This window comes from Pseudoalteromonas sp. RB2-MNA-CIBAN-0110 (genome assembly GCF_040309305.1).
In the GTDB taxonomy this organism is placed as follows: Bacteria; Pseudomonadota; Gammaproteobacteria; order Enterobacterales; family Alteromonadaceae; genus Pseudoalteromonas; species Pseudoalteromonas arctica.
The window spans coordinates 38650-64811 of record NZ_JBEOOQ010000007.1; the positions used below are offsets into that span (position 1 = coordinate 38650).

Below are 26162 nucleotides of genomic sequence, written 5' to 3' on the forward strand. Positions count from 1 at the left end.
TAAAGAGATTAGATCTCTTCGAAAGGCTTTTCAGCAGCTTGTTTATTCAGCTTTTGTTGTAAAAACTCAGGTGACTGTGTATTTTTCGATAGAGCATAATACGCAGCAGGTACAACAAAAAGAGTCAGCAGGGTAGATACAATAACCCCTGTAAACACAACTACACCAATTACCATACGGCTTTCAGCGCCGGGGCCTGAAGCAAAAACCAAGGGAACAGAGCTCATAACGGTTGTAAGTGAGGTCATTATTATTGGGCGAAGGCGCTGGGTAGCCGCTTGTAGTATTGCTTCACTAAACTCAACGCCTTTATCGCGTAATTGGTTAGTAAATTCTACAATCAAAATACCATTTTTAGCACTTAAGCCTATGAGCATAACAATACCTATTTGGCTGTAAATATTTAAGGTCAGTCCTGTAGCCCAAAGCCCAAACATAGCACCCATTAAACCAAGCGGTACGGTAAGCATAATGACAAATGGGTGCATAAAGCTTTCAAACTGCGCAGCAAGTACCAAGAAGGTAACGGTGAGTGCAAGTATAAATACGTAGGTCATCGCTGATGCGCCTTCGTAATAAAGCTGCGACTCACCTTTGTAATCTACTGCGCCATCTATATCGTTTTCTTGCGCGGCTACTTCGTTTAAAAAGTTAAGCGCTTGCTCAAGGGTATAACCGTCGGCTAAGTTGGCGCTTAAGGTAATTGCGCGCATACGGTTGAAGCGGTTTAAGCGCGATGCTGTTGCTTCTTCTTTTAAGCTGATAAGGCTATCAAGTGGAACTAGTTCACCGCTTCGTGATTTAAGGTATATATTTGAAATATCAGTAGGATTGGTAAAATCTTCTTTTGTCCCTTTTAAAATCACATCGTATTCTTCACCGCGGTCAATAAAGGTCGTAACACGGCGCTGGCCAAGCATTGTTTCTAGTGTACGGCCTACATCAGATACCGAAACGCCTAAATCGGCAGCTTTGTTTTTATCTATGCTGACTAAAAACTGCGGGAAGGTTTCTTTATAATCATGATCGATTCTTACTAAACCAGGGTTTTGTTCAGCACGCTTTATTATACGGTCACGCCAATCGGCAAGTTGTGCGTAATCATTACCTTGCAGTACAAACTCAATTGGGCGAGATGAACCACCACCACCAATACCACGGCGCATAATGGCAAATGCACGAACATCGGTAACTTCTTGCATTTTACCGCTTATTTCGTCCATTACTTCCCACGTTGAGCGTTTGCGTTTATCCCAATCGGCCATACCCACAATCGCAACACCGCCGCTGCCACCCCAGCCAGGCACTCGAACAAGTACGCGACTTAGCTCACCGGCTTGCGAGTAAGGCATTAAGCGCTCTTCAATTTTAGCCATATTAGCGGCGTTATTTTCGTAACTTGCGCCTTCTGGGCCGCTCATCATAATAAAGAACGTACCACGATCTTCTTTTGGCGTTAGCTCAGAAGGAACTTGTAAAAACAACGAGTAACTAACAAAGCCAGCTAATAATAAGCTCACCATTAAACCCCATTTACGGGTTATGTTGGTGGAGAGTGAATTACGGTAACTTACTTCAATTTTAGTAAACTGGCGGTCCATCCATTGGCTAAATTTATTTGGTTTGTCTGATACTTTAAGTACTTTAGAGCACAAGGCTGGTGCGAGAGTCAGTGCTGTAACACTTGAGAAAAATACGGCAGCACTTACCGCCATAGCAAACTCAGTAAATAATGCACCTATACGGCCATCCATAAATACTAATGGCACAAACACCGATATTAGTACAAGCGTGGTTGCTACTATAGCAAAACCTACTTCACGCGCGCCTCTAAATGCAGCTAGTAACGGCGGCTCACCCAGTTCAATACGGCGGTGAATGTTTTCAAGCATTACAATAGCATCATCTACTACTAAACCAATGGCCAGTACTAAGGCAAGTAAAGTTAGTAAGTTAATTGAGTAGCCCATTGCCAATAAAAACATAAAGCTACCAACAAGTGCGACCGGTACGGTGACCGCAGGAATAAGCGTTGCTCGTATATTGCCTAAAAACAAAAATATAACGAGTACGACTAAACCCATAGAGATGGCAAGTGTGCTGTAAACTTCATTAATAGACTCTTTAATAAATACAGACGAATCGTAGCTGTCTTGAATTGTAGTACCTTCAGGTAGGTTTCGTTTGATTTTTTCAAGTTCGCTGCGTGCGTTATCTACTACGGTTAGTGTGTTTGCTTTAGCTTGTTTTACAATACCTAAGCCAATCATATTACGCCCGTTACCACGAAATAAGCTTTCGTCATCGGAAGCTTCTAAACGTACATCGGCAACTTCACCTAAACGTACTAAGTAACCTTCATCACCACGTTTAATTACCAGGTTTTTAAAATCGCGCTGATCTTTATAACTACGGGCAGTACGCACGGTAAAATCACGATCTATAGATTCTATTTCGCCGGCGGGTAGTTCAACGTTTTCTGTACGCAGTGTATTTTCAATATCGCTTGAGGTAATGCCACGTGCAGCCATTGCTTGGCGGTTTAGCCAAATTTTCATGGCGTATTGGCGCTCACCACCAATACGTACGTTAGATACACCATCTACTACGGCTAAGCGGTCAACAATAAAACGCTGCGCGTAATCAGATAACTGTAACGAGTCCATTGTTTCGCTGTTTAATACAAACCAGGCGATTGGGCTTTCATCACTATTTGATTTAGATACTTCTGGCGGGCGTACCTGATCGGGCAAACTATCAAGTGCACGTGCTACACGTTCGCGTACATCGTTAGATGCAGCATCTATGTCGCGGTTAATATCAAACTCAATGGTAATGTTTGAACGTCCATTACGACTCGATGAGTTAATACTTTTAATACCTTCAATACCTGAAATTCGATTTTCTATTATTTGCGTTATTTTGGTTTCTATAATTTCGGCAGAAGCACCTGTGTATTCAGTGCTGATATTTACAATCGGCGTTTCAATATCCGGGTATTCACGAAGTGGCAGCATAGTAAACGCAACCAGTCCAAAAGTAAGAAGCAGTAAATTAATTACAATGGCAAAAACGGGGCGCTTGACGCTAGTATCTGTAATTTTCACGTATTACCCCTTTACGCTTACTTTACTTCCAGAGCGAATTTTTATTAGCCCCTCAGTAACAATTTGCTCGCCATCAGTTAGGCCCTCGTCGATAGCAACCCAGCCATTATTTCTGCTAGCAACATGCACTTCAATTTTATTAGCTATCCCATCTTGAATTTGAAAAACAAAGTGTTTGTCTTGCAAAGGTATAACCGCTTTTTCTGGCACCATTAAAGCTTGGTTGCTGCTTAGCTCAAGTGCTGTATTTAGTAACATACCAGGGCGAAGTAATCCTGATTTATTGGCAAAACTTGCTGTAACTTCAACACTGCGAGTAACCGAATCAATACGCGAGCTAATATGCGTTACCTTGCCGTTAAATGTTTGTCCTGGGTAGGCATCGTTTTGCGTAAGCACTTTCATGCCCATATTTAATTGTGCTAAATATTTTTCAGGTACTTTAAAGTCAACTTTAATAATACTAATATCATCAAGTGTTGTGATTATTGTTGTATTACTTACGTAAGCACCTATTGATATTTCACGCTTACCTAACAGGCCTGAAAAGGGCGCACTAATAGTCATTTCGTTTAATTTAGTTTTAGCGCTTTCTAGTTGGGCCTCTGTTGCATCAACACGAGATAACTGCTCTTCAAGTAACGACTTTGCCGTTGATTGCGAGCGTGAAAGTTCGGTTAGGCGATCTAACTGGCGTTGTTCTTCACGTAAGTTAATGCCAAGCTCTTTAACGGCAAGCTGTTCTTGTTGGCTCTGTAACTGTACTAACTTTTGTCCTTTACTGGCTAAGTCGCCGTCTTTAAAATATATATCTGTGACATAATCGTTTTGCGCACTTTTTATATAGATTGCTTGGTTTGCACGCGCGCTACCGATCGCTTCTATCATCACTGCGTTTTCCTGAGAAGTAACAGTATGAGCTGTTACTTGAGTAGACATTTGTGATAAATCGGCCTGTTCGCCGTGGCTAGCGGGTAGATATAAATAAACGCTAAATATTAGAAGTAACGTAATAATAAATGGAAAAAGTGCTTTACCTGATTGTCTTGAGTACATTGATTTCATACCTGAAAATGAATTGTAAGTATTGTACGAAATAAGACCGGGAAAAGACGGTTATGTGTCTCATAAATTTGTGCGTTAAGCGTAAAAGTAAATAAGATTTATTCATTGTTCCTATTTTGTTGAGGAAAAAGCGGTAATGTATGAAATTTAAAACCACCTGTAACTTATGTATAACAACAAGAAAGGTCATAATTTGGGCTGTTATTATGTTTGTTTTTTATATGGTGTTTTACCAATATGGATAAACCTAACAATGTCATTAAGTTTCGGGCACAAGGTGCGCGAAACGCAATTGAAGTGCTTGTTGCAGGTGCAATTGGTTTAGTTTTTATTATGTTGTTTAATTTACTGAGGCCGGGTGAGATTAGCATACTTGAAATATTTTTAGTGAGCTTGTGTATTGCCGCTATTTTTATTGGATATTTAAAAACTCAAGAACCATATCATAGCCTTATATTAAATGAGTCTGAGCTCGTTTATTGCCATAAGTACGGAGCTTGGTGTATGCCTCATAGTAACTTTCATCACAGTGGTATACCCAAAGTAGAAGATGGCTTTGATTACTTAGAATTAAATGCGGTTGGTATAAAGGTAAACGACATAGATGACTTTTTAACAAGCATAGCGCCTCGCATTGCAGGGAAATTATTAATAGAGCAGCGTAATTTGTTTATGCAAGTTGTTCAAAAACATTGCAAAAATGGCAATTGCCCATCAGAATGGCTAATAGAAGATACACATTACACATCCCATAAAGGGATAAGCTATACTGGTCTTATAGCTATGTTTGCTAACAGGACTAAGCACCTTCAACTGTTAACCGGTTACGATTTATTATTACCAGCCAGTGTGTTAGATAGAGATATTTGGGCATTTAGTGCTAACTTAAATAAGTGGAAGCGCGAGCCTAGTCAGTTTATAGCGTCGCAAATTAATAATTAAGCTGCGACTGTAGGAAAGAAAAATGAGTCAAGAGAGAGCCTTTTTAAAAAGTGGTCGAAACACCATAATACATAAAGATAAAAAGCATGATTTAGTGATTGTAAACTCTGAAATTCATCCTAAAATTAAAGTGACTCAACATGGCTTAGAGCCATTTAAAGAAGAGTTACCTAAAAACCGCCGTGATGCAAAAGATCGCTATTTAGAAATAGTCTATGTTGGAAGCCCTGATGTATTTGGCGAAGAAAAACAATTACTATTTATTCAAGCTTTAGATGGGCGTGAATACAAAGTAGATTACAGTAAAATCGGTACGAAGTTGTTTGTACGCATTCATCAAGATACATATATGTAGTACTTTAATGGCATCTTTATTGCTAGTAATTACACTATAGTAATTATTTGACATAATAAGGTGCTGCGTATGAAAGCGTTTGCTTTAATCCCCCTCATTTCTTGCGGTTTGCTGAGTGCGTGTGGAGGCGGTGGCGGTGATAGCGATAATACAGTTGTAGAAACATCTGTTAATGCTGGAACCGATTTACAAATTATCGAAAAAACTGAATTTACCATCACAGCACAAGGTTCCCCCGCTGATGGTACGTTTTCATGGCAACAAGTTAGCGGCCCAAGCTTAGAAGGTTTTCCGCTTGATGGTGCTGAGCAAACATTGACAGCCCCTGACGTAAAAACTGATAGTGAAATAATCTTAAGAGTAAGCTATCAAAGCACCGGTAGTAGCGCTGTTAGTGACGACATTTCTATTTCAGTGAGCTCTAATAATCAACTTCCTCTTGCTGTTGTTACCCAAACATCTCCTGAAACACTTCCTTCTGTATACAAAGACACAGTGACTTTGAGCGCCCTTGAGTCGAGCGATCCTGATGATAATGGCCAAATTGATAGTTATTTGTGGCAACTGTTATCAGGTCCTGACTTAGATATTGCTAGCTTTAATGAGTCAACTCTTAGCTTCTCTCATCCATTACTAGAAAGTAACGTAAATTTATCTTGGCAGCTAACAGTCACTGATGATGAAGGCGGTGAGGCGAGTACTCAATATTCAATGACGCTTAATAAAACAAATGAACTAGTGGATGCAAATGCAGGCGCTGATCAAAATGTCGAAGAGTTTGAAGAAGTAACGCTTGATGCAACGAATAGCGAAACTGTCACCGATACCTATCAGTGTAAGTGGCAACAACTTACCGGTAATAGCGAAACATTAAGTAATAGCGACCAATGTACAACGACATTTTTTGCCTCTGATGTAGATACAGAATCCACGTTGAGCTTTGAAGTAACGGTAACCGACTCAAAAGGACGCACCGATACAGATTCTTTATTTGTTGATGTATCACCAAAAGCGCTTGGGCTTATAAACGATAGTGGTGTTGGTGAGTGCTATAACAACACCCAACGCATTAACTGTGAAAGCGATGACTTTCCAGCGCAAGATGCTGAACTTGGACGCGATAGCTATGCAAACCGCTTAGATAAGGTTGGTAAAGGTAATTTAGCGTTTGATTACACTAAACTTAATCAGTTTGCTGATGAAGTTGGTGATGATAGTAGTGACTTTACCTGTATACGCGATAATGTTACTGGACTTGTATGGGAAGTAAAAAGTGAATCCTCAGGAGTATTGCCAAATACAAGCTTGCGTGAGGGGGAAAATCATTACTTTTGGGATTTAGGCGATACTACTTTTACCGATACCAGTACAGCCAATTCAACTTGTCCGGATGATACGAGTTGTGGAGTACAAAGTTATATAAACGAAGTGAATAACTTAGATTTTTGTGGTGGTACAAATTGGCGGTTACCTACTTATACAGAGCTTTTAGGTTTAATTGATTATGGTAAGCAAGGGCAAAGCATATTAATTGATGAGGTGTTTTTCCCCAATATGCCAAGTGAAAGTGCATTAAGCCACTTACGTTATTGGACTTCACAAACCGCAGCCGATGGTACAAGTTTATCGCAAGCGTACATTATTGATATGAGTGATGGTAACGATCTTGCTTATCCAAAAGAAAATACCGCGTATGTTCGTTTAGTTAGAAGCCGTTAGGAGAAAATAATGAGATTTAAATTACTCTATGCACTAGCAACTATATGCTTGAGCTTTAATATTGCAGCGGCGCAAACGTGCTACGACGGTGCAGATACCACAACGCCGACAGATAGATTTACTATAAATACAGATGGCACAGTGTCAGATACCGAAACAGGCCTTATGTGGCAACGTTGTAGTTATGGGCAAATTTATAATACAGATACAAAACTTTGCGAAGGCTCTACACCTTCTCTTACTTGGCAAGAAGCACTACGCGGTGCTAAAAATGATACAACCGCAGATTACGATGATTGGCAAATGCCTAACATTAAAGAGTTGGCGAGTATTTTAGAGCACAGTTGCACCGAGCCGAGCATTAATGAAGAGGTGTTTTTTGGTACTAAGCTTCAAAACTATTGGTCAAATACATCGGGTGTGAGCACGATGAGCTCTGCATGGGTTTATCAATTTGATAGTGGGTTGAATAGCTTGCACGCCAAAACTAGTAATGTGTATTTACGGTTAGTTCGCTACGAAGAATAAAGTACTTACTAAGATTAGACAGATGAAAGTGCAGCCTTAAAACCGCTGCATTTTTTTGTTTTACATAAATTTACGTTATTTCAATAATAAAGCGCTTACAACGTTGTCACTTAGTGCGTTTTTTTGCCATTATAGGCCGTGATTTAATTACGAAGGAACATCACGGTGTATTTAAGCTATTTTGGCCTGAATGAAAAACCTTTTTCAATTTCGCCCAACCCTCATTACTTATTTTTAAGTGAACGACATAAAGAAGCCTTAGCACACCTTACCTATGGATTAGGTGAAGACGGTGGTTTTGTATTATTAACAGGCGAAGTAGGTACTGGTAAAACTACAATTACCCGCAGTATGTTAGAGCAGTTACCTGAAAACACGCAAGTAGCGATGATCCATAACCCAGCACTTTCAGAGCTAGAGTTATTGGCTAGTATTTGTGATGAGCTCAACATTAGTTACGATGCTAATAATGCGACGCTTAAAAGTCTTACCGATATTATAAAAAAGCACTTAGAGACCAATAATAAATCGGGTGGGCACACCATACTTATAATTGATGAAGCGCAGTTACTTGCCCCTAATGTGCTTGAACAATTACGCTTGCTAACAAATATAGAAACCGATCATAAAAAATTATTACAAATAGTATTGGTTGGTCAACCTGAGCTACAAGAGCTTTTAAAGCGCAATGAATTAAGGCAACTCGCCCAGAGAATAACAGCTCGTTACCATTTATTACCACTTACGCAAGGCCAAACAGTTGCTTACATAAAGCATCGGTTACATGTTGCAGGATGTGATAAAGGAATTTTTTCGATGGATGCCATGCAAGCTGTTCATCAATTAACCGGTGGTGTGCCACGATTAATGAACTTGGTATGTGAGCGAGCTTTGGTAGGCACTTTTGCAAAGCAGCAGTTGATAGTTGATAGCGATATAATAAAAAAATCAGCACATGAGTCATTACCCATGGATTTTGTAGCGCCAGTTAATGAGGCCAACAAAGCAACGTCATTTGTACCATATAGCCTTGCATTCGTTGCTTTATTTGCCGTAGGCATTGGGCTTTCATTTATTTTATAGTTAGGTAAGTTATGTCTTATTTATTAGATGCGCTAAAGCAGTCGCAGCAATCAGATATGAGTGCTGAGCAATACGACTTACAATCAGAGCAGTTAAAGCAACAGCAAGCACTAAAGCGTTATAGACGATTAGCGTTAGTATTTGGTACAAGCTTAGCTGCTTTTATTGCTGTAGCTGGTGGGTTTACTACGGGTAAGTGGTTTCAAGGTACTACTTTATTAAACACATCGGAACCCGCTGTAATTAAGGTGGTTGAAAGCGAAAAATCGTCACCTAAAGAACAAGTTAAAGAGGTAGATGCCGCAGTTGAAAAGCAGCAAATAGCTAAGTTAGAACCCGCTAAAATAGCTCCAAATAATACTGCAACGATTGAAGGGCAACTTGTACATGTGCAAACACCTAATGGTGTACAGCAAATGTTATTAACGCCTAATGGGCAATATATTCCTATGCCATCGAGTCCGGTCACGAGCGCAACGGGTTATAATCAGCAGAACGTGCAACAAGTAATGCCAGTTCAAAATTATAATCAGCCAGTATTTAATCCACAAAATAATTACAATCCAAATAATACACAGAACGCTTCGGTATTTGGGCAAAGTCAAAATACAGCATCAGCTCAACTAGATATGAGTAAATATAAAGTACTAGGTAAGCCAATTAATGGTAACAACCAATCTCAACAGATGAGCGATCCTGAGCTTGATGAGGTGCCTACAACACTTAAAAATGCGTTTGCGCAAGCTATACAAGACGTCGAAAAAAATCAGGATTATGAAGTGACCCATGCATCAAAAACGTCATCACGTGTTGAGCCTGTAGAATTACTACCAGATGGTTTGCAATCAATGTTGCCTAGTATTAAATATCAAGCGCATATTTATTCATCGAGTGCTGACAAACGTTGGATCAAGCTAAATGGCCGAGAGTTACATGAAGGAGAGAGCATAGGTGCTTTAACTGTAAGAGAGATTACACCTGAGCAAAGTGTACTTGATTTTGATGGTTATGAGTTTAGCTTAAAGGCTTTGCAAGACTGGCCGCAGTAAACGCTTAGCTATTATGTTGAGAGCTCGGTAGAATGTTGAGCTCTCAATATTGCTTAAGGTAATATTGAGTTTTTATAAAAGCGTTCTAAATCAATATTATATTCTTTAGGTTTCACCGCTGATTCAAGGGTATCTAAGGTTTTTTTATTAGATAAATCGATATCTTTTATCTCTGTATAGCGACTATGTTTGGCGCTGTAAAATGTTTTAACGATAGGTTTTAGTGGTGTACTGGGATTACTCTCGGTCACTAAACCAACTTTTTGACTCGATAATCTGACGAGCGTTCCTACCGGATGAATACCAATACATTGAATAAACTTATTAAGCAGCACGGGATCGAAGCTATCTGGGCATCCGTCTTTTAGTATTTTAAAGGCTTTTATTGGCTCCATGCCTGTTTTGTAAACACGTTCTGCGGTAAGTGCATCATACACATCTACAATTGATGCCATACGTACGTACTGACTTATTTCGTCGCCCTTTTTACCAAACGGGTAGCCTTTACCATCAAGCCTTTCATGATGCATACCTGCAATATCAACCGCGATACCCGTTAAGCCAGACTCTTCTAATATTTCTTTACTGAAAAGCGAGTGCATTTTCATTATTTTAAATTCATCATCGGTAAAGCGACCCGGCTTATTGAGTATTTCATCAGGGATTTTTATCTTACCAATGTCGTGTAAAAGTGCGCCGGTAGTCAGTTCAACGATAATGTTTTTTTCTATACCTAAATGCTTAGCGAAAATCCCCATTAATATCGATACATTAATAGAGTGCTCAAGTAGGTAAGCATCTTTTTGGCGCATTTGGGTAAGGCAGGCTAGGGCATCTTGGTTTCTAAAAACAGAGTCCATAAAGCCACTTGCCAGCTCTTTGAACGGTGCAATATCTATATCGCGGCCTGCTTTAATATCTTTAAATGCTTTTATTTGCAGTGTTTTAGCTTCGTCATACAGTTTTTTTGCCTTTCCCATTTCTTGTTCGGCACTGTGTGTTTTTTGCCAAGGGTCACGCTTTATTTTTGTTGCAGGTACAGCAATAGGAGCTTTTTCAGGGACTGATTCAATGAGGGTTTTATCAGGGTCGATTTCTACTTCTAAAATACCTGCTTTTATTAGGTTATTAATACCAGCCTGAGTTTTAACCCAGCCTTGATTTTTAATTTTAATACTGCCAGTTTGTCTAGTAACGCTTTGCACAAACATACCAGGCAATAACTGACCTACAGGAATTATTTTCAAATTTATTACTTCTATTGTTAATCTTTCATTAAGCTAACAAATATATACGTTACTACCTAATAAAAAAGGCACTTTTCAGTGCCTTTTTTATTTTTTAGTTAAAAAGCATTAGCTTAATTATTCATCATCTTCAACAAGCGTCATTAGTGATGTGTTACCACCTGATGCTGTTGTATCAATACTGATTGTTTTTTCAGTAATAAGACGTTTGATTAATGTATCGTAATACTCAGAGCTAATTACTGGTAAAATAGCACCTTTACGCTGTGCAAGCTGTTGACTAAAGTAGCCCAAGCGAGATGAGCGAGCAGCAACTACCGCACCGGCTAAATGAGGGTGCGCCAAAATAGCTTGTAACTGGTTAGGTTTAGCTACTTGGAAAACACCTTCAGCAACACCTGTAGAGATAAATTTATCTTTAAAGGCAACGGCTTCATCATAAAACAGCTCAGACGCTACAGTAATTACCGTATTACCTGCGGCAATAGCAGTGATGATAGACAATGCCCAGAAGTTAAATGATGTGCTCTTATCTGCATAACACACTACACAACCACGTGCTTCTAGATGAAGTGTATTAGACTCACCCGTTGGCCCAGGCAGGGTAGTAAACTTACGCATGTGCTTTTCAAGGCGGTTAAGCTGTGCACGTGCTTCTGATAATGTTAATGCTAAGTCGTCTGCTAAATCGTCGATAATTTCTACCGTCGCGATTTTAGCAAGCAACTGACGTACAGCCGAAACACGGTCGTTTAGTGGTGTTGCACGCCAGATTTTTTCATCGCGCATTGAGTTGGCCATTAGCTTTTTAACTTGCTCATTCGCACCGCTGTAGTGGTGTAAATCAAGTTCGTCAGGCGTTAGGTTAGTCATTTGTACGTTATCTGGTGATGCTTTTTCTTTTACTAAACGTTGTAGGTAGTTAGGGCCACCGGCTTTAGGGCCAGTACCTGATAAACCACGGCCACCAAACGGTTGCACACCAACAATGGCACCAATCATGTTTCGGTTAATGTAAACATTACCCGCACGTGACATTTTAGCAAGGTACTCACAGCGCTCTTCAATACGTGAGTGAACACCCATTGTCAGACCATAGCCCGTGTTATTTATTTGATCCATCACATCATCAAGTTCATTCGATTTAAAGCGAACAATATGAACACACGGGCCAAATACTTCACGTTTAAGTACTGATAAGTCTTTAATTTCGTATAAACGAGGAGCAAAAAAGTATGCGCCATTTTGAGTATTATCAGGAATTTTACATTCGTAATGAAGTATAGAATTACCTTTTAAGTACTCAACGTGTTCATTTAAGTTTTTAAGTGCTTTTTCATCAATTACAGGGCCAACATCAGTTGATAGTAACGATGGATCGCCAATGTGTAACTCAGCTAGAGCGCCTTTAAGCATTTCGATAATGCCATCTGCTACGTCATCTTGAATGAATAAAACACGAAGAGCAGAACAACGTTGGCCAGCACTTTGAAAACCAGAACTGATCACATCGTCAACTACTTGCTCAGGAAGCGCCGTTGAGTCAACAATCATACAGTTTTGGCCACCTGTTTCTGCAATTAACGGTACTTGAATATCGTTACGTGCAGCAAGTGTTTGAGAAATTAATGTGCCTGTTTCAGTAGAACCTGTAAACATAACCGCTTGAATGCGCTCATCTGGAACAATTGTTTTACCTACTTCTGAGCCGCGAGCGATAACAGGTTGAACAACGTGCTCAGGTAAACCAACAGATAGCATTAGTTCAATGGCACGAAGGGCGATTAAACTTGTTTGCTCAGCAGGCTTGGCAATTACAGTGTTACCTGTAACAATCGCAGCAGCAACTTGACCTAAGAATATTGCAAGCGGGAAGTTCCACGGGCTAATACATAAAATAACGCCACGGGCTTCGAAACGCTCATCTTTAGATAACTCTTCAGCGCGCGCTGCGTAGTAACGACAAAAATCAACCGCTTCACGTACTTCATCAATACCATCTTGCGCTACTTTACCGGCTTCTTTAATACAGATAGCGACTAGTTCATCATGATGACGCTCTAAAATGTCAGCAACGCGGCGCAGTAAATTAGCACGCTCTTTTACTGGTGTTTGTGACCATGATTCAAGTGCCGCTTCAGCGTTAGCCAGTAATACTTTCATCTCTTCGCCAGTTTGCAATTTAACGTGGCCGATGATTTCTTTGTGATTTGCTGGGTTTTTAACAGCCAATGAGCCTTCTGGTACTTGGCTTTGCTCAATTAAGTGCTCGTTAAACCATGTTTCAAGATTCTCTTTGAAAGGGGTAATAACGTTAATATCGGTTAAATCCATGCCTTTAGAGTTAGCACGTTCTTCACCGTATAAATCAATTGGCATTTTGATTTGCGTATTGTACTTGTTACGCAGGCCTTGCAGTGTTTCTACAGGGTCTGGTAGTAATGATTCAACAGGTTTTGTTGTATCTACAATCGCGTTTACAAATGATGAGTTAGCACCATTTTCTAACAAACGACGAACAAGGTAAGCAAGTAGGTCTTCGTGTTGACCAACCGGTGCATATACACGACATTGAATTTTTTCTTCGTTAACGATTTGGTCGAATAATGATTCACCCATACCGTGCAAACGTTGAAATTCAAAACCGGTGTTGTCGCCTTTCGCTACTTCTAAAATAGTCGCGGCAGTGTAAGCGTTGTGCGTTGCAAATTGTGGATAAAGTACGTCGCGCGCTTCAAGCATTTTAATTGCACATGCTTTGTAAGAAACATCGGTTGTTGCTTTACGAGTAAATACAGGGAAATGCTCTAAACCATCTTGTTGTGTGGTTTTGATTTCAGTATCCCAGTACGCGCCCTTAACTAAACGTACCATCATTTTACGACCAACACGGGTTGCAAGGTCTGTTAGCCATTCAATTACAAAAATAGCGCGTTTTTGATACGCTTGAACCGCTAAGCCAAATCCTTGCCAATCACCAAGATCTTCATCACTAAATACCGCTTCAATGACATCTAATGAAATATCTAAACGGTCAGCTTCTTCAGCATCAACGGTAAAGCCGATATCGTATTTCTTAGCAGCAAGCGCAAGCTCTTTTAACTTTGGTACAATTTCTTCCATCACACGGTCTTTATGAGTGAACTCATAACGTGGATGAATAGCAGAAAGCTTAACTGAAATACCAGGGCTCTTAATTGGACCACGACCATTTGCCGCTTTACCAATCGAGTGTATAGCATTCATGTAGCTGTCAAAGTAACGCTTCGCATCTTTCATTGTGCGCGCGCCTTCGCCTAGCATATCGTAAGAATATACATAACCTTTTTGCTCTGTATCGGCAGCACGTTCAATTGCTTCGTCAATGGTACGACCCATAACGAATTGCTTACCCATAATTTTCATAGCAAAATTTACAGACTTACGAATAACTGGCTCACCTAAACGACCAATAGTCTTTTTAAGCATGCCGAACTGTTGTTCTTTCGTTTTGTCTGTGTAGTTAACCATTTTACCGGTAACTAATAATCCCCAAGAAGACGCGTTTACGAATAAAGAATCGCTGCTGCCCAAATGAGAGCTCCAATCACCTTTCGCTAACTTGTCACGAATCAGTACATCTTGAGTTGCTTTGTCTGGTACGCGAAGCAGCGCTTCGGCCAAACACATTAATACAACGCCTTCTTCACTAGAGAGTGAAAATTCATTTAAAAGCGCATCAACACCGCCTTGCCCATCTTGCTCTTTACGAATGTTTAAAACAATCTGGCGGGCTCTTTCCCAGGCACGACTTCGTGCTTTTACGCCTACTTCTGCAAGCGGTAAAATATGATCAATAACCGCATTTTCATCTATGCGGTAGAAGTCACGGATTCTTTGTCTAATAGGACAAATCGTTGTTAAATCGCCGTTGAATAACATAAGCAACCCTCAGGAGTGTTAAGAATTAAAGTAAAATTAATTACCAATAAATTACCAGTGATATTGTGAGTGCATTCTAATTAAATTTCAGCAGAATATGCTGGTTAAATTTCGCGTTTTACGATAATTTACAGGGCATAAATTTAACTTATCCGCATAAAATTCTGTTATGACAATTCCAAATAGATTACGCATGCTAGATCGTATTGATTTAGCCATACTAGACGTTCTACAAAAGAACGGCAGAATTTCAAATGTTAACCTCGCAAAACAGGTTAATTTGAGTGCAAGCCCGTGTCTTGATCGTGTAAAACGATTAGAGCAAGAAGGCTATATCGAAGGCTACTACGCTAAGCTTAGCGAAGCAAAGCTTAATCAAAGCTTAGTAGCACATGTTCAAGTGTCGCTTGTTGCTTCAAATACAGCAGTATTTAAGGTATTTAGAGAGCATATACTAAGAATACAACAAGTCGTTGAATGCGACATGGTGGCAGGCGGTTATGATTATTTATTAAAAATCCGCGTGTCTAATATGGAAGAATATAGACAAGTTCTTGGCGACTTAGTCGATATTCCCGGCGTGGGCACTCATCATACTTATATGGTGATCGAAAAGATTAAAAAAGACGAAGGGCTGCTAATCGACATTTAAGCTTTTCTCAAGTAATAAAAAACCGCAATTGCGGTTTTTTATTTTAGTAGATAAAGGCTATACCAAATAGTTAGTACATCACCTTATACATAATTTATTACGACCTTCCGACTTCGCTCTATATAAAGCCGTATCAGCCGCGCATATTAATGCCTCAGATGTTCTGTACTGATTATCGTATTCACACGCTAAACCCTGGCTTACACTTATCTTTACATTCGCTGGCAAACCAATATCTCTAAAATTAATGTTGAGTATTTTTTCTTGAATACGTTTTGCGATCATTTCTGCATTTGAGACATGTGAGCGGGGTAATACAACAGCAAACTCCTCACCACCATAGCGTGCTACTAAACTATCTTTTGAGGGGAGGCAGTCTTCAATTGTTTGAGCTACTTTTTGCAAACATTTATCACCCTTTACATGACCAAAATTATCATTAAACAGTTTAAAAAAATCAATATCGATCAAGATAAAACTCAAAGGCTGTTTGTCTACTATGCATTCTTGCCAATTTTTAATAATCGCCTTCTCTAAAGTGCAGCGATTAGCGACGCCTGTAAGGTGATCTATTTTGGCTATGTTTTCGAGTACTTTATACTTTTTAACATGCCTAGAAATATCATGCATAATACAAATAAATAGAGGAGTATTGTTTGTGGTTGATGCGGGTATACAAGAAATTGAGAGCTCTATATCTAAACAGTTACCATTGTTTTTTATTATTTTAACTTCTTTTGGGCCATGATTGAGTGGTGTTTGATAGTTGTTTTTCCAACTTTCAAACATGTATTGATAGTCATCGCGATACTGTTCTTGTAAACAATCTTGCCATTTTTTACCTATTAATGAGTCAGACGTAACATTAAAAAAACGAGCTGCAACGGGATTTACTGATTCAAACACTCCATCTGCATTAACAATAAAAATAGCATCGGCCATGACATTAGTGACATTAATAATTGCGCTTATTTTTTCATTGTTAACGGTATTAGAAATGCTGCTGATTAATGCAGATACAGCGTTGTCGGTGTTGTTTGCTCTGCTATTTTCATTATTGTTAGACATGGTGTTGCTCATTTTTATTGTTAATGAAACTTTATGTCTAAGAGTTTATTTAATTTATGGTTTTTAAACCTTTCGGTAACCTTCTGATTTAAGTTGTTGTTATTTAATGTTTATTTAGGGGCGTTTTTAAAAAAATTGCACTGCAATTAATAGGCCTGTGCAATTTAAAAAGAAGCGTTGCTAATTAGAGTTCTTTTTCATTCTTAACTTGAGGATCGGCGCTTTCATATTTTTTGCCATTACACTCAACGTTAAAGATTAAGCATACAGATCCATTATTTTCGTCTGTGTCGGTAATGATAATTGTGTGGCCGTTATCACTTACTTTATAGCTGAAGTTTTGGGTGCATGGTTTTTGTGTGTCGATATCGGTGATAGTAGCGCCAGTAAATACGAAACCGTTTTGAATTGTGGCGTCGTCTAAATTGTAGTTGCCAGCGGTTTCGGTACTTACAACACCACCGCCAGTAGCGGGTTCGCCATTTTTTGTATAGCTAAAAATAGCTTCACCGTTGTTGAGTTTAATATTTACTTGAAAGTCGACATTTTCTAGGGTGTTATTCATATCATTTCCTTTATGAGTAATTATAGTTGGAAGTTCGTAATGCCTAATTTAACTAGGCTTGCTTTTATTTCTGATATCTCGTCTTCTCTGTTTAAACAGGTATAAGCTTGTACTAGTGGGTATGTTATTTTTACGCTCTGACTTATTTTTGCAGCTTCAGAAATAGCTTTGATAGCATTTAAGCAAAATTGCTCTCGCTGTTTATTAGTTGTAGCTAAGTTTGCTTTGATTAAGTTTATTCTTGTATGTACTAAGTAATCACCAGTTCTAGTTAGGTTGGCTAATTGATGTGTGTAGTTTTCATTATTCTCAAGCTCAGTTAATAACTCCTGCGCTTTGAGTGGTGATTGTCTATTTATAAAATATTGAATCAGTGTAATTTGTGTATTAATAGTGCTGGTATTTTTAAAATTTTGAGATTTTAAAAAATTAATTATTTTTTCAATTGTTGAGTCAGTAGCTTCATCAGTAGATAGCATTAGTGAATGTGCTAAAGAGCGATAATACATAAGCTGAAATTTATTGTTTTTTGGATCTTGTACTAAAGCTTCATTGATAACTTGATTAGCCAAGCTGGCTTTTTTATGAGCCATCCGTTTATCACTCAAATAGCTCAGTAAATAACTTTGTTGCATATATAGGTTTGCTGACGTGTAAAAAAGGCTTGCGTCACGAGGGTAGTTAGCAATCAATTTTGTGATTACCTCAACTGCACCTTCCAATATATTAACTGCTTCATTAAAGTTACTTAGCTTCTCTTCTGTTTTTGCAAGCCAACTAATCGTATCGGATTTATCTCGAAGTAAATTTTTGTTATTCGGTTTTAGTTCAAGCGCTTTATTTTTAAGTAAAAGCGACTCTGTAAAGTTCTTTTTTGCAGCGCTGTAGTCAGACTTTTCTATGTATAAAGAACCTAAAGAATTAGATGAATACGACAATTCCATAATGGAGTTAAAATCATTGGCTGCCAGCGCATACATTTTTTTACTGTAAGCGTGGTATTTTTTAAACATTTGCTCAGTAGCTTGATGATCATTTTGATCATAAGCTAATTGACCAAGCCAAAAGGCATTGGCACCCGCAAGCGTGAGTAGCTCTAAGTTGTTAGGCTGTATTTTTAATAATGCCTCAAGGCGGGTGCGGGCGTTTTCAAAGGCGGTAAAGGCTTCATCGGTTTTACCTCGGGAATAAGCTACTTCACCCATTGCTTCGAGGGTTTGTGCGTACTGAAAACGGTTGTTAAATTGTGCTTTATTATCGCTAAAGCTAAAAAGTGAACTTGAATCGTCAGTTTGATCAGTAAAATACTCAAGTGCTTTATTACTAATACCATCAAGTAAGTCCATGCGTTCAACGCTACGTAATTTATCGGCAAAGTCACCCACCATAAACCCTAGTAAGCTTTCGGCCTCAAGCTGTTTCTTTTGCGCATGTTGTTGGGCCTTAAAACTAGTAAAGCTCATTAATAACGCGGTAAATGTAAGTAAGCACAATAAAGCAACGGTCACTCGTTTTACTCTTATTTTTGTTTTTGTTTTTTTAATAGAGCTTTTGATAAGAGTGTGCTCGTTATCATCTAATTTAAACAGTTTGTCGTTTAGTAATAGCTGCGCTTCTTGTAGCGGTTTACCTGGCGCTAGGAGGTAAGCACTACTTTTACCTTCATCTATCCAATTTTGCGCTTGGTGTTGTAAACGACTTTTTATTGCTAAGGCATCTTTATGGTCATTAATCCATTGTTTTGCGCGCGGCCATTGACGTAATAATGCCTCGTGAGCAAGGCTAAAACAGGCTTCTTGGTTTTGTAAATGCGATACAAATAAACGGCTATCGACCATGGCTTGCACAAGCTCTTTTTGGCTTGTGTTCGTTAATATTTGCCAGCGGGCAGCGCGGCTCGTAATGGTTTTACCATCTGGATTTAAAGTGATCAGCTGTGATAATACGCTTTTTAGTTGCTGTTGTTGCTCGTTGCTGAGGTCAATAAATATATCTTCTGCTTTTTTGCCTATGGCTCCCTCAATACCCCCGAGTTTTGTGTAAACACTGTGCAGTAGCTCGTTATTATCACTGCGCTGTAAGTACAGCTCTTGCAATGTGTATTGCAGCATGGGCAGTGCGTCAGGGTTATTGGCTGTATCGGCGCACAATATTTCATCCAGTGGTGTTTGGGTTTGTGGGTCATTGGAGAACGTTAAATTAGCGGTTAGCGCTGGCAGGCGAATAATTTGTTGAAGCTCTTGGCGATTTGGCGGTGTTAAATCGTAGTGCGCGCCATGAGCTTTGCCTGCCATTAGACTTGGTTGTTCAACAACTAAAGGGTAAAAGTCGTTACGACACGCACTAAATACAATCACAGTTTTAGAGGTTGCTAAGCGCTCAATAACCGATAAAAAATGGCTGCGCGTTTCGCTACTAAATATAGGAGAAGAAAGCAGTACTTCTAAGCGGTCAATAAATAAAAATAACTGTGGTGTTTTAAGTTGTGTAGAGGCTTTGCTAAGTGCAATTTGTATGGCGTTGATTACGCCATCGATTGCCAATTCTAGTTGCTCTGCCAGTGTTTGCGCGCTTAATCCTTCAAATACAGGAAGGCCATTTATATCCCAATCAAGCAATGCAGAAGCTAAATCTAAAAAAAGTCTATTTTTATGAACATCTGCAAAGTCGATCTGGGTGTAGGAAATAACCCCGATGCCATTATAGCCTCGCTCATCTAGCAGTTTTGGTAAAATTCCAGCATTAACAAGCGAGGATTTACCTGTACCGCTAGGGCCAAGTATTAAGCAAAAAGCACGACCGTAATTTACCTGGCTAGATATCCTTTCCAGCAGGGTAGCTATAGATTGGGTGCGGCCAAAAAAAACGTGGGTATCATTTGGGTTATATGCACGCAGGCCTAAAAAAGGGGATCCTCCTTGCCATGTACTTTTAGTGCTTGGGATAGGATCAGCTAATGGAAAAGATAATTTTGCAATAATGCGGTAGCCACGTTTACGGATAGTCTCAATATAATGTGGTTCATTGGCTTTATCACCGAGCGCTTTTCTTAACTGAGTGATAGTTTTATGTAAAGGATTATCGCCAATATCAGTATTTTTCCAGCATTTATCGAGCAATTCATAGCTGCTTACAATGTCGCCATTTTGTTGACACAAATGCAATAAAACATCCATCGCTTTGGGCTCTAACTGTTTGGCTTTACCAGTGAGCTGAATTGAGTTAGTTGAAGGTGTTACTTGCCAATCGCCTAGGTAGAAGGGGTTGCGCATCATAATTACTCATTATTGTTTTTTTATTATTAAAATTAAGTGCGTATTGGTATTTATTAACACTATTTATATGGCAAATAAATCTATAACACAACTATTTGAGTTTATTCTGAGGAGAGGGGGTAGGAAAGAATGAGCTTGCAGATATGCAAGCTCAATATAAAAATAAATTAGCTTTCTAGATCGGCTTTGTTAATTGTAATGACGCGTTGAGGGAATGGGATTTCAATATCAGCGTTATTAATTGCTTTATAAACACCGCCATTAATAGCCAGCTTGGTTTCGATAATTTTAGTAGTAGGTACCCAATATCGGTAGCTTATTGTAACACCGCTATCGGCAAAGCGTTCAATACCCACTTGTGATAACGGATTTTGTGCGACTAATTCGTGTGCTTTAAGTACGTCTTCAATAAGGCTAATCGCATTATCAGAGCAAGCACTATAGGCTATATCTATTTCACCTTTGACCAATGAGTAACTAAATGAGTTATGAAGTATTTCGCCCACAATATGCTTATTTGGAATGGTGATTTCTACTTTTTCTTCATTGATTAAAATAGTGTAGCCAAGCTCAATTGTTTTAACTTGGCCGCTTACATTTTTAACTTCAATAGTATCACCAACAACAAAAGGTCGAGTGGCTATAATGGCAAGGCCCGCACCATAGTTAGAAAGCATTCCTTGCAGCGCTAAACCAGCACCTAAAGATGCAGCACCAATGGCTGCTACAAATGGCGTAACGCTGATACCTATTTTGCCAAGTGCAATAATTATAACCATTACAATTAGCAGTACTTTTACCACGCTACTGACAAAGTTAGTAAGCGTAATGTCAACGTTATGACGGGTCATTAACGCGGCTACAAATTTGGCAAGCTTTTGTGCTATCCACAAACCAATGAGGACGATAAAAATAGCGCCAACAATTTGCATACTGTAGGTAACCATATACTCAGTAAGCATGGTGTAATATTTTTCAAACTGTTCGATTTCAGAACTGATCATAAAGCGCTCTATGTTAGGGCTATGTTGTATTTTTCCAACTATAGCAAAATGTTGACTAAAAATGGATATAACAGCGGCACTATAATTGCTGTTAATAAAGCACTTAGCGCCATTGCAACTGAGGAGTAAGCGCCTACTTTTGGATGCTCAGCAATAGCAGCAGCAGTCCCAATTGCATGACAAGCTGTGCCCATTGCAACACCTTGAGATTCGTGATTAAAAATATTAATGAGTTGAAAAAGCATAAAGCCAAATAAAGCGCCTAGTAAACCAATAAAAATAACTAAAGCCGCAGCAAGAGAGCTAATCCCCCCTAATGACTCAGTAACAATTAAAGATATTGGGGTTGTGACACTGAGTGCGGCAACAGATGCACTTAGCTGCGCAGGCGCATTAAATAATATGCTTAGCAAAAATGCCACAACGGTTGCGTTAACAATACCTAAGCTACATGTTGCGACTATGAGTAATAGATTTTTTCGTACGTGTGTAAACTGCTGATATAAAGGAAGTGCTAAAGCTACAATCGCGGGCTCTAATAACCAGCTTAATAATTTGCTGTGCGAGGCAAATTGCGTATAAGGCAGATTTAGGTTAATTAGTAATAAAGCGATAATACTAATACTTAAAAATACGGGGTTAGTGAGCGATTTAAATACGCTGTTTTTTATACTTTGGTTTACGGCCCTTAGTGCTAAAAATAATACAATAATAAAAGGAATACTTAGCCACCATAAATTAGGCTGTAGCTCTGAAATAGCGGAAAAAGTAAAATCAGTCATTATTTTCTCTTCCCTTAAAGTTCGCAATTACACTGCTAACAAGCAACAAGGTAGTTATAGGGACTAGCACCACAACTGAGGCTAAAAATGCCCAGTGCGATTTTATAAGGCCGAGATGTTCAATAAATCCCACACCCGCAGGAATGAAAAAGATAGGCATAATATTTAAAATAGGGGAGGCGCATGGTTTTACATGTTGCTCTTTTACAATACCCGACAAGAGTAAAACTAATAAAATAACCATAGCGAGTAACGATGCAGGAAAGCTTCCACCAATAAAGTGCATAATGAGTTTAGCGCAGGCTAAACATAGTAAAATAATAGCGCTACTGAGCAGATATTTCATCAAAGTGGCTCACAGAAAAGATAAGAGCTTAACTTTAACAAATCAAACTCTTTTATGCATTGTGCAATAGTCTACCAGTGCTTTGTATTTGCGTAGGTTATATTCGCTTTTCCTTTTGCTTTAGCAATTGCTTTTTTAGTGTTTGGGTTTAGCAATAAGCGAATTTGGCTGAAGGTTTCTTTAGCGAGTATTTTTCGTTGGTTTGGTTTATAGCTAAGTTGTGTAACACGTTTAATAGCAGCAAGCGTATCTGGTGAACGCTCAAGTAATGTATCGAGCATGTTTTGCGTTGCTTGCTGAGTATCATCGGTAAGTTTAGTAACCAAACCTAGCTCATTTGCTTGTTGTGCAGTGATTGGGTTTGCGTGGCTTGCAAGCCAAAGTGCTTGGTCGCGCTTAACTAAACCGCTCATCATTACATTTGCGCCCATATCGGGGCACAATCCCCAACGCGCTTCCATAATGGCAAGTTTGGCATCAATATGAACAACTCTGTAATCTGCCCCCAAAGCTATTTGCAAACCCCCCCCTAAACAGTTGCCATCAATTTGTGCAATAACGGGCACACTCAGTGACTGCCAGCCTAATACTACTTTTTGCGCTAAATTTTGATTGCCTGGTAACCATTTAAGCAATAATTTCACTATGTTCATTGGCGTAGCCATTACTGCAGATATATCAAGGCCTGCACAAAAATGCTCGCCATCGCCTTTTATTACCACAGCACGAATACTGCGATCTCTTTTTATATTTTTAATGACTTTGTTTAGCTCTACAAACATTTCAAAACTTAATGCATTTTGTTTTTTTGCTCTGCTAAGCGTGACGGTTGCAATGCCATTTTGTTTTTCTAGTTTTATCATTACACACTCCTCTGACCTGTTGCTTGAGCTTATGTTGTTATAGGAATTAAGTAAAGTGACGGTATTTTTTAAATAAATGGAATTTATTGCTAAAGCCGTAGTCTTAAAGGATTGGTTTTAGATGAGAAAAGGCTAAACAATTCGGACCTAAGATAATAAAAATATTTTACGTTGTTATTTTAACTTAAATAATAAAAGTAATCTTTATATTCAATAGGTTAGGTGAATTGTTATTTGTCGTTTTAGTTGTATGCTGAATAAAGCATGACTCGGTTACAAAAAAGTCAGTGTTTTAAGCTTTTTTTTATCAAAATGATGATGAGATTTGATAATATAGCGCAACTTAAAAGCTTAAGGTTAAGCACATATGTCGGGTCCACGTTTATATACGGTAGAAGAAGCTACTCACCAAGCTTATGATATTTTTTTAGAGTTAGCGCCAAATAACTTGAGTGAAAAAGATGTTGAAGACTTTAATGAGTTTAGAGAAGACCTAGGCTTTATTGAAGAAGACGAGCCAGATGACCAGTGGCAAGACTTTGTAGCCCTTGAAATAGAGCCAGAGCACTTTATTCAGGTGTTGGTTGGTTTAGAATTTGAAAATGATGATGTTTTGTTTGCTAAAATTTTGATTAGTCGTGATAAAGATGCTCCGTTTTGTCATATTTTATGGAAAGAAACTGAATAAGTAATACTGCTTATTTTTATAATTGTGTGCAGAGAGGGTATTGTGCGTAAGTATTTATTTTTAATTTTTTTAATAATTAGCAGCCCAAGTTGGGCCGTTGATCCATTTGAAGATTTTCATGAATATGGCAAGCTCTCTGATGAAGAAATTCATGAGTTACACAAAGGTGACATGTTCTACGGTGATACTGAATTTGGCTTTATTCTAAGTAAAGGTAACACCAATTCGACCAGTTTTAAGCTCAAAGGTAATTTATACCAAGACTTTGAAAAGTGGCGTAACCAATTTAAAATAGACTCTCTTTATAAGCGTGATGAGAACGATGAAAGCGGTGGCACTGATGTTACAGCTAATCGTGTTTTTGTATCTGCGCAAGGTAACTATAAAGTAGGTGTTAAAAACTCCTCATTTTTTATTTACGGTGATTACGAAGAAGATGAGTTTAGTGGACTTGATTTTAAAAGTACGGTGGCGACAGGCTATGGTGCGCGTGTATATCAAGGCTCTAAAAACAAAGTAGATATTGATATAGGACCTGGTTTATACCGTTCAGTAGCCGATGAAGATTCGGATGTGAGCGAAGATGAAATTAATAAAACCGGTTATTTAGTACGTGTTGCAATGCAGTGGGAACGTTTGGTTTCTAAGCGTACTCGTTTTAATCAAGATGTGAGTATAGAGCAGTCGCTCTCAGGTCTTAATTCTCGCTTAAAATCGGAAACTGCACTAATAAGCCAAGTGATTGGTGCGGTATCACTTAAATTTACCTACATGTATCGTTATAATTCAAAACCCGAAGATGATAAACTCAAGTTTGACTCAGAGCTGAGTGCTACATTGGTGTACAGCTTTTAAGTATTTATTTAATTTAGAGAATATTATGTATCAGCATAAACAGTATGCGGTGTTTATCTTTTTTGTATTAGCGTGGATAGGCGGTTTTGTAGCGCTTGCATGGAACTTGTTAGGCGCTGATGGACCTTTAATGATATTTGCTGGGATTTTAGTGCTGGTGGGCTTTTTGTTCCATGGTCTAACAGTAAAAGTAGATGATAAAAAAATTAGCTGGGCGTTTGGTCCAGGCGTTGCAGGGCAAAGCATTGAGCTTGGCGAAGTAGTAGAAGCTAAGGCAGTTCAAAACTCTTACAGACACGGTATTGGTATGCGAATTACTCACGATGGTTGGGTGTATACAGTATCTGGCTTTAGTGCAATACAGCTAACGCTTAAAGATGGCACTTTGTATCGAGTTGGCACAAACGATCAAAAAGGTTTACTCGCCGCTCTAAAAGAAAAGAATGTATCAATCGCGCTGCCTAGTAAGGCAAAAACTGAAACGGTTAAGCGCAACAATATGATATAAAAAAAGCGCCCTAGGCGCTTTTTTACTTGGTTTAACAGTGTATTAGTGGTCGTGACCACATCCACCTTCACCATGTACATGACCATGAGTGAGTTCTTCTTCGGTTGCATCACGTACTTCTAGTATCTCTACATCAAAGTTAAGTGTTATGCCTGCAAGTGGGTTATTACCATCTACAATAACTTCTTCATCTTGGATATCGATGATCATTACTGATTGGTCACCATCATCTGTTGATGCACGAAATTGCATGCCGACTTCAATTTCCATACCTTCAAACATCGACTTAGGTACAGCTTGCATTAGGTTATCGTGGCGTTCGCCATAACCTTCATCAGGTTCAACTTTTACGCTAAGTGTGTCGCCTGGTTGTTTGCCTTGCAAAGCATTTTCTAGGCCTGAAATTAAGTAGCCTGTGCCAATGATAAAGTGTAGTGGCTCACCACCGAACGAATTATCAATGCTATTGCCATCATTATCCATTACCGAATAATGCATTTTTACCACTTTGTTTGCCGCAACGATCATAGTCATTCCTAT

General features: G+C 38.9%; 22 protein-coding genes. 10 read left to right on the forward strand and 12 right to left on the reverse strand.

Annotated elements, in window-relative coordinates:
* Positions 1-8: 8 nt before the first annotated feature.
* Together AAEY68_RS05785 and AAEY68_RS05790 are read right to left on the reverse strand one after the other, a co-directional pair.
* A complete protein-coding gene (locus tag AAEY68_RS05785) occupies positions 9-3107 on the reverse strand; it encodes an efflux RND transporter permease subunit (protein WP_350585664.1) in 3099 nt (1032 codons plus the stop codon).
* A gap of 3 nt (positions 3108-3110) precedes the next feature.
* On the reverse strand, positions 3111-4163 hold the full coding sequence (locus AAEY68_RS05790; protein WP_350585665.1) for an efflux RND transporter periplasmic adaptor subunit: 1053 nt from the start codon (positions 4161-4163) through the stop codon (positions 3111-3113).
* Between the two features lie 246 nt (positions 4164-4409).
* On the opposite strand from AAEY68_RS05790, the gene AAEY68_RS05795 reads away from it, so the two are divergent.
* The 6 genes from AAEY68_RS05795 (at position 4410) to AAEY68_RS05820 (ending at position 9848) form a co-directional block, all read left to right on the forward strand.
* The gene (locus AAEY68_RS05795; RefSeq protein ID WP_165727571.1) at positions 4410-5114 is read left to right on the forward strand and encodes a DUF2982 domain-containing protein; all 705 of its coding nucleotides are present in this window, start codon (positions 4410-4412) and stop codon (positions 5112-5114) included.
* 22 nt (positions 5115-5136) lie between these two features.
* The gene (locus AAEY68_RS05800; protein WP_007581673.1) at positions 5137-5469 is read left to right on the forward strand and encodes a hypothetical protein; all 333 of its coding nucleotides are present in this window, start codon (positions 5137-5139) and stop codon (positions 5467-5469) included.
* A gap of 69 nt (positions 5470-5538) precedes the next feature.
* Entirely contained in the window at positions 5539-7188 is a 1650-nt protein-coding gene (locus AAEY68_RS05805; RefSeq protein WP_350585666.1) for an Lcl C-terminal domain-containing protein, read from the forward strand.
* Positions 7189-7197: 9 nt separating this feature from the next.
* Complete coding sequence (locus tag AAEY68_RS05810) at positions 7198-7716, forward strand: Lcl C-terminal domain-containing protein (protein WP_024592308.1); 519 nt, start codon at positions 7198-7200, stop codon at positions 7714-7716.
* Between the two features lie 165 nt (positions 7717-7881).
* A complete protein-coding gene (locus tag AAEY68_RS05815; protein ID WP_024592309.1) occupies positions 7882-8799 on the forward strand; it encodes an ExeA family protein in 918 nt (305 codons plus the stop codon).
* An 11-nt stretch (positions 8800-8810) separates the two neighbouring features.
* Complete coding sequence (locus tag AAEY68_RS05820; protein ID WP_007581677.1) at positions 8811-9848, forward strand: general secretion pathway protein GspB; 1038 nt, start codon at positions 8811-8813, stop codon at positions 9846-9848.
* Positions 9849-9901: 53 nt separating this feature from the next.
* On the opposite strand, the gene AAEY68_RS05825 is transcribed toward AAEY68_RS05820, so the two are convergent.
* Positions 9902-11095, reverse strand: a complete 1194-nt coding sequence (locus AAEY68_RS05825; protein ID WP_165721045.1) for a cyclic di-GMP phosphodiesterase — start codon at positions 11093-11095, stop codon at positions 9902-9904.
* Positions 11096-11212: 117 nt separating this feature from the next.
* Complete coding sequence (gene putA / locus AAEY68_RS05830; RefSeq protein WP_010553201.1) at positions 11213-15016, reverse strand: bifunctional proline dehydrogenase/L-glutamate gamma-semialdehyde dehydrogenase PutA; 3804 nt, start codon at positions 15014-15016, stop codon at positions 11213-11215.
* Between the two features lie 169 nt (positions 15017-15185).
* On the opposite strand from putA, the gene AAEY68_RS05835 reads away from it, so the two are divergent.
* Complete coding sequence (locus tag AAEY68_RS05835; RefSeq protein ID WP_024590009.1) at positions 15186-15668, forward strand: winged helix-turn-helix transcriptional regulator; 483 nt, start codon at positions 15186-15188, stop codon at positions 15666-15668.
* A gap of 78 nt (positions 15669-15746) precedes the next feature.
* Here AAEY68_RS05835 and AAEY68_RS05840 read toward each other — a convergent pair whose 3' ends face one another.
* The 7 genes from AAEY68_RS05840 to AAEY68_RS05870 all read right to left on the reverse strand — a co-directional run bounded on the left by AAEY68_RS05840 (position 15747) and on the right by AAEY68_RS05870 (position 23571).
* The gene (locus AAEY68_RS05840; protein WP_121954206.1) at positions 15747-16736 is read right to left on the reverse strand and encodes a sensor domain-containing diguanylate cyclase; all 990 of its coding nucleotides are present in this window, start codon (positions 16734-16736) and stop codon (positions 15747-15749) included.
* A gap of 184 nt (positions 16737-16920) precedes the next feature.
* Positions 16921-17301: a DP-EP family protein gene (locus AAEY68_RS05845; protein WP_350585667.1), complete on the reverse strand. Its 381-nt coding sequence runs from the start codon at positions 17299-17301 to the stop codon at positions 16921-16923.
* 20 nt (positions 17302-17321) lie between these two features.
* Complete coding sequence (locus AAEY68_RS05850) at positions 17322-20576, reverse strand: nSTAND1 domain-containing NTPase (protein WP_350585668.1); 3255 nt, start codon at positions 20574-20576, stop codon at positions 17322-17324.
* 167 nt (positions 20577-20743) lie between these two features.
* Complete coding sequence (locus AAEY68_RS05855; RefSeq protein WP_002958733.1) at positions 20744-21580, reverse strand: mechanosensitive ion channel family protein; 837 nt, start codon at positions 21578-21580, stop codon at positions 20744-20746.
* Between the two features lie 38 nt (positions 21581-21618).
* Entirely contained in the window at positions 21619-22362 is a 744-nt protein-coding gene (locus AAEY68_RS05860) for an LrgB family protein (protein WP_197110891.1), read from the reverse strand.
* The gene (locus tag AAEY68_RS05865) at positions 22355-22708 is read right to left on the reverse strand and encodes a CidA/LrgA family protein (RefSeq protein ID WP_024592977.1); all 354 of its coding nucleotides are present in this window, start codon (positions 22706-22708) and stop codon (positions 22355-22357) included. Before AAEY68_RS05865 ends, AAEY68_RS05860 begins: the two co-directional genes overlap by 8 nt.
* A gap of 71 nt (positions 22709-22779) precedes the next feature.
* A complete protein-coding gene (locus tag AAEY68_RS05870; RefSeq protein WP_024592976.1) occupies positions 22780-23571 on the reverse strand; it encodes a crotonase/enoyl-CoA hydratase family protein in 792 nt (263 codons plus the stop codon).
* A 367-nt stretch (positions 23572-23938) separates the two neighbouring features.
* On the opposite strand from AAEY68_RS05870, the gene AAEY68_RS05875 reads away from it, so the two are divergent.
* Genes AAEY68_RS05875 through AAEY68_RS05885 form a run of 3 tightly spaced genes read left to right on the forward strand, consistent with a single transcriptional unit; the run spans position 23939 to position 25622 of the window.
* Positions 23939-24259: an HI1450 family dsDNA-mimic protein gene (locus tag AAEY68_RS05875; RefSeq protein ID WP_007581697.1), complete on the forward strand. Its 321-nt coding sequence runs from the start codon at positions 23939-23941 to the stop codon at positions 24257-24259.
* A 42-nt stretch (positions 24260-24301) separates the two neighbouring features.
* Positions 24302-25114 carry a DUF481 domain-containing protein gene (locus AAEY68_RS05880; protein WP_007581700.1) on the forward strand — a complete coding sequence of 271 codons (813 nt, stop codon included), beginning with the start codon at positions 24302-24304 and terminating at the stop codon, positions 25112-25114.
* A gap of 25 nt (positions 25115-25139) precedes the next feature.
* The gene (locus AAEY68_RS05885; protein ID WP_008168001.1) at positions 25140-25622 is read left to right on the forward strand and encodes a hypothetical protein; all 483 of its coding nucleotides are present in this window, start codon (positions 25140-25142) and stop codon (positions 25620-25622) included.
* A 42-nt stretch (positions 25623-25664) separates the two neighbouring features.
* Here AAEY68_RS05885 and AAEY68_RS05890 read toward each other — a convergent pair whose 3' ends face one another.
* Positions 25665-26150: an FKBP-type peptidyl-prolyl cis-trans isomerase gene (locus tag AAEY68_RS05890; protein ID WP_007581704.1), complete on the reverse strand. Its 486-nt coding sequence runs from the start codon at positions 26148-26150 to the stop codon at positions 25665-25667.
* Positions 26151-26162 lie beyond the last annotated feature (12 nt).

What these genes read in the sequence shown, in the direction of transcription:
- AAEY68_RS05790 (WP_350585665.1), bottom strand. Translation starts at nt 4,163, where the DNA reads ATGTACTCAAGACAATCAGGTAAAGCACTTTTTCCATTTATTATTACG.
- AAEY68_RS05795 (WP_165727571.1), top strand. Translation starts at nt 4,410, where the DNA reads ATGGATAAACCTAACAATGTCATTAAGTTTCGGGCACAAGGTGCGCGA.
- AAEY68_RS05800 (WP_007581673.1), top strand. Translation starts at nt 5,137, where the DNA reads ATGAGTCAAGAGAGAGCCTTTTTAAAAAGTGGTCGAAACACCATAATA.
- AAEY68_RS05805 (WP_350585666.1), top strand. Translation starts at nt 5,539, where the DNA reads ATGAAAGCGTTTGCTTTAATCCCCCTCATTTCTTGCGGTTTGCTGAGT.
- AAEY68_RS05810 (WP_024592308.1), top strand. Translation starts at nt 7,198, where the DNA reads ATGAGATTTAAATTACTCTATGCACTAGCAACTATATGCTTGAGCTTT.
- AAEY68_RS05820 (WP_007581677.1), top strand. Translation starts at nt 8,811, where the DNA reads ATGTCTTATTTATTAGATGCGCTAAAGCAGTCGCAGCAATCAGATATG.
- putA (WP_010553201.1), bottom strand. Translation starts at nt 15,016, where the DNA reads ATGTTATTCAACGGCGATTTAACAACGATTTGTCCTATTAGACAAAGA.
- AAEY68_RS05835 (WP_024590009.1), top strand. Translation starts at nt 15,186, where the DNA reads ATGACAATTCCAAATAGATTACGCATGCTAGATCGTATTGATTTAGCC.
- AAEY68_RS05840 (WP_121954206.1), bottom strand. Translation starts at nt 16,736, where the DNA reads ATGTCTAACAATAATGAAAATAGCAGAGCAAACAACACCGACAACGCT.
- AAEY68_RS05845 (WP_350585667.1), bottom strand. Translation starts at nt 17,301, where the DNA reads ATGAATAACACCCTAGAAAATGTCGACTTTCAAGTAAATATTAAACTC.
- AAEY68_RS05850 (WP_350585668.1), bottom strand. Translation starts at nt 20,576, where the DNA reads ATGATGCGCAACCCCTTCTACCTAGGCGATTGGCAAGTAACACCTTCA.
- AAEY68_RS05855 (WP_002958733.1), bottom strand. Translation starts at nt 21,580, where the DNA reads ATGATCAGTTCTGAAATCGAACAGTTTGAAAAATATTACACCATGCTT.
- AAEY68_RS05860 (WP_197110891.1), bottom strand. Translation starts at nt 22,362, where the DNA reads ATGACTGATTTTACTTTTTCCGCTATTTCAGAGCTACAGCCTAATTTA.
- AAEY68_RS05865 (WP_024592977.1), bottom strand. Translation starts at nt 22,708, where the DNA reads ATGAAATATCTGCTCAGTAGCGCTATTATTTTACTATGTTTAGCCTGC.
- AAEY68_RS05870 (WP_024592976.1), bottom strand. Translation starts at nt 23,571, where the DNA reads ATGATAAAACTAGAAAAACAAAATGGCATTGCAACCGTCACGCTTAGC.
- AAEY68_RS05875 (WP_007581697.1), top strand. Translation starts at nt 23,939, where the DNA reads ATGTCGGGTCCACGTTTATATACGGTAGAAGAAGCTACTCACCAAGCT.
- AAEY68_RS05885 (WP_008168001.1), top strand. Translation starts at nt 25,140, where the DNA reads ATGTATCAGCATAAACAGTATGCGGTGTTTATCTTTTTTGTATTAGCG.
- AAEY68_RS05890 (WP_007581704.1), bottom strand. Translation starts at nt 26,150, where the DNA reads ATGATCGTTGCGGCAAACAAAGTGGTAAAAATGCATTATTCGGTAATG.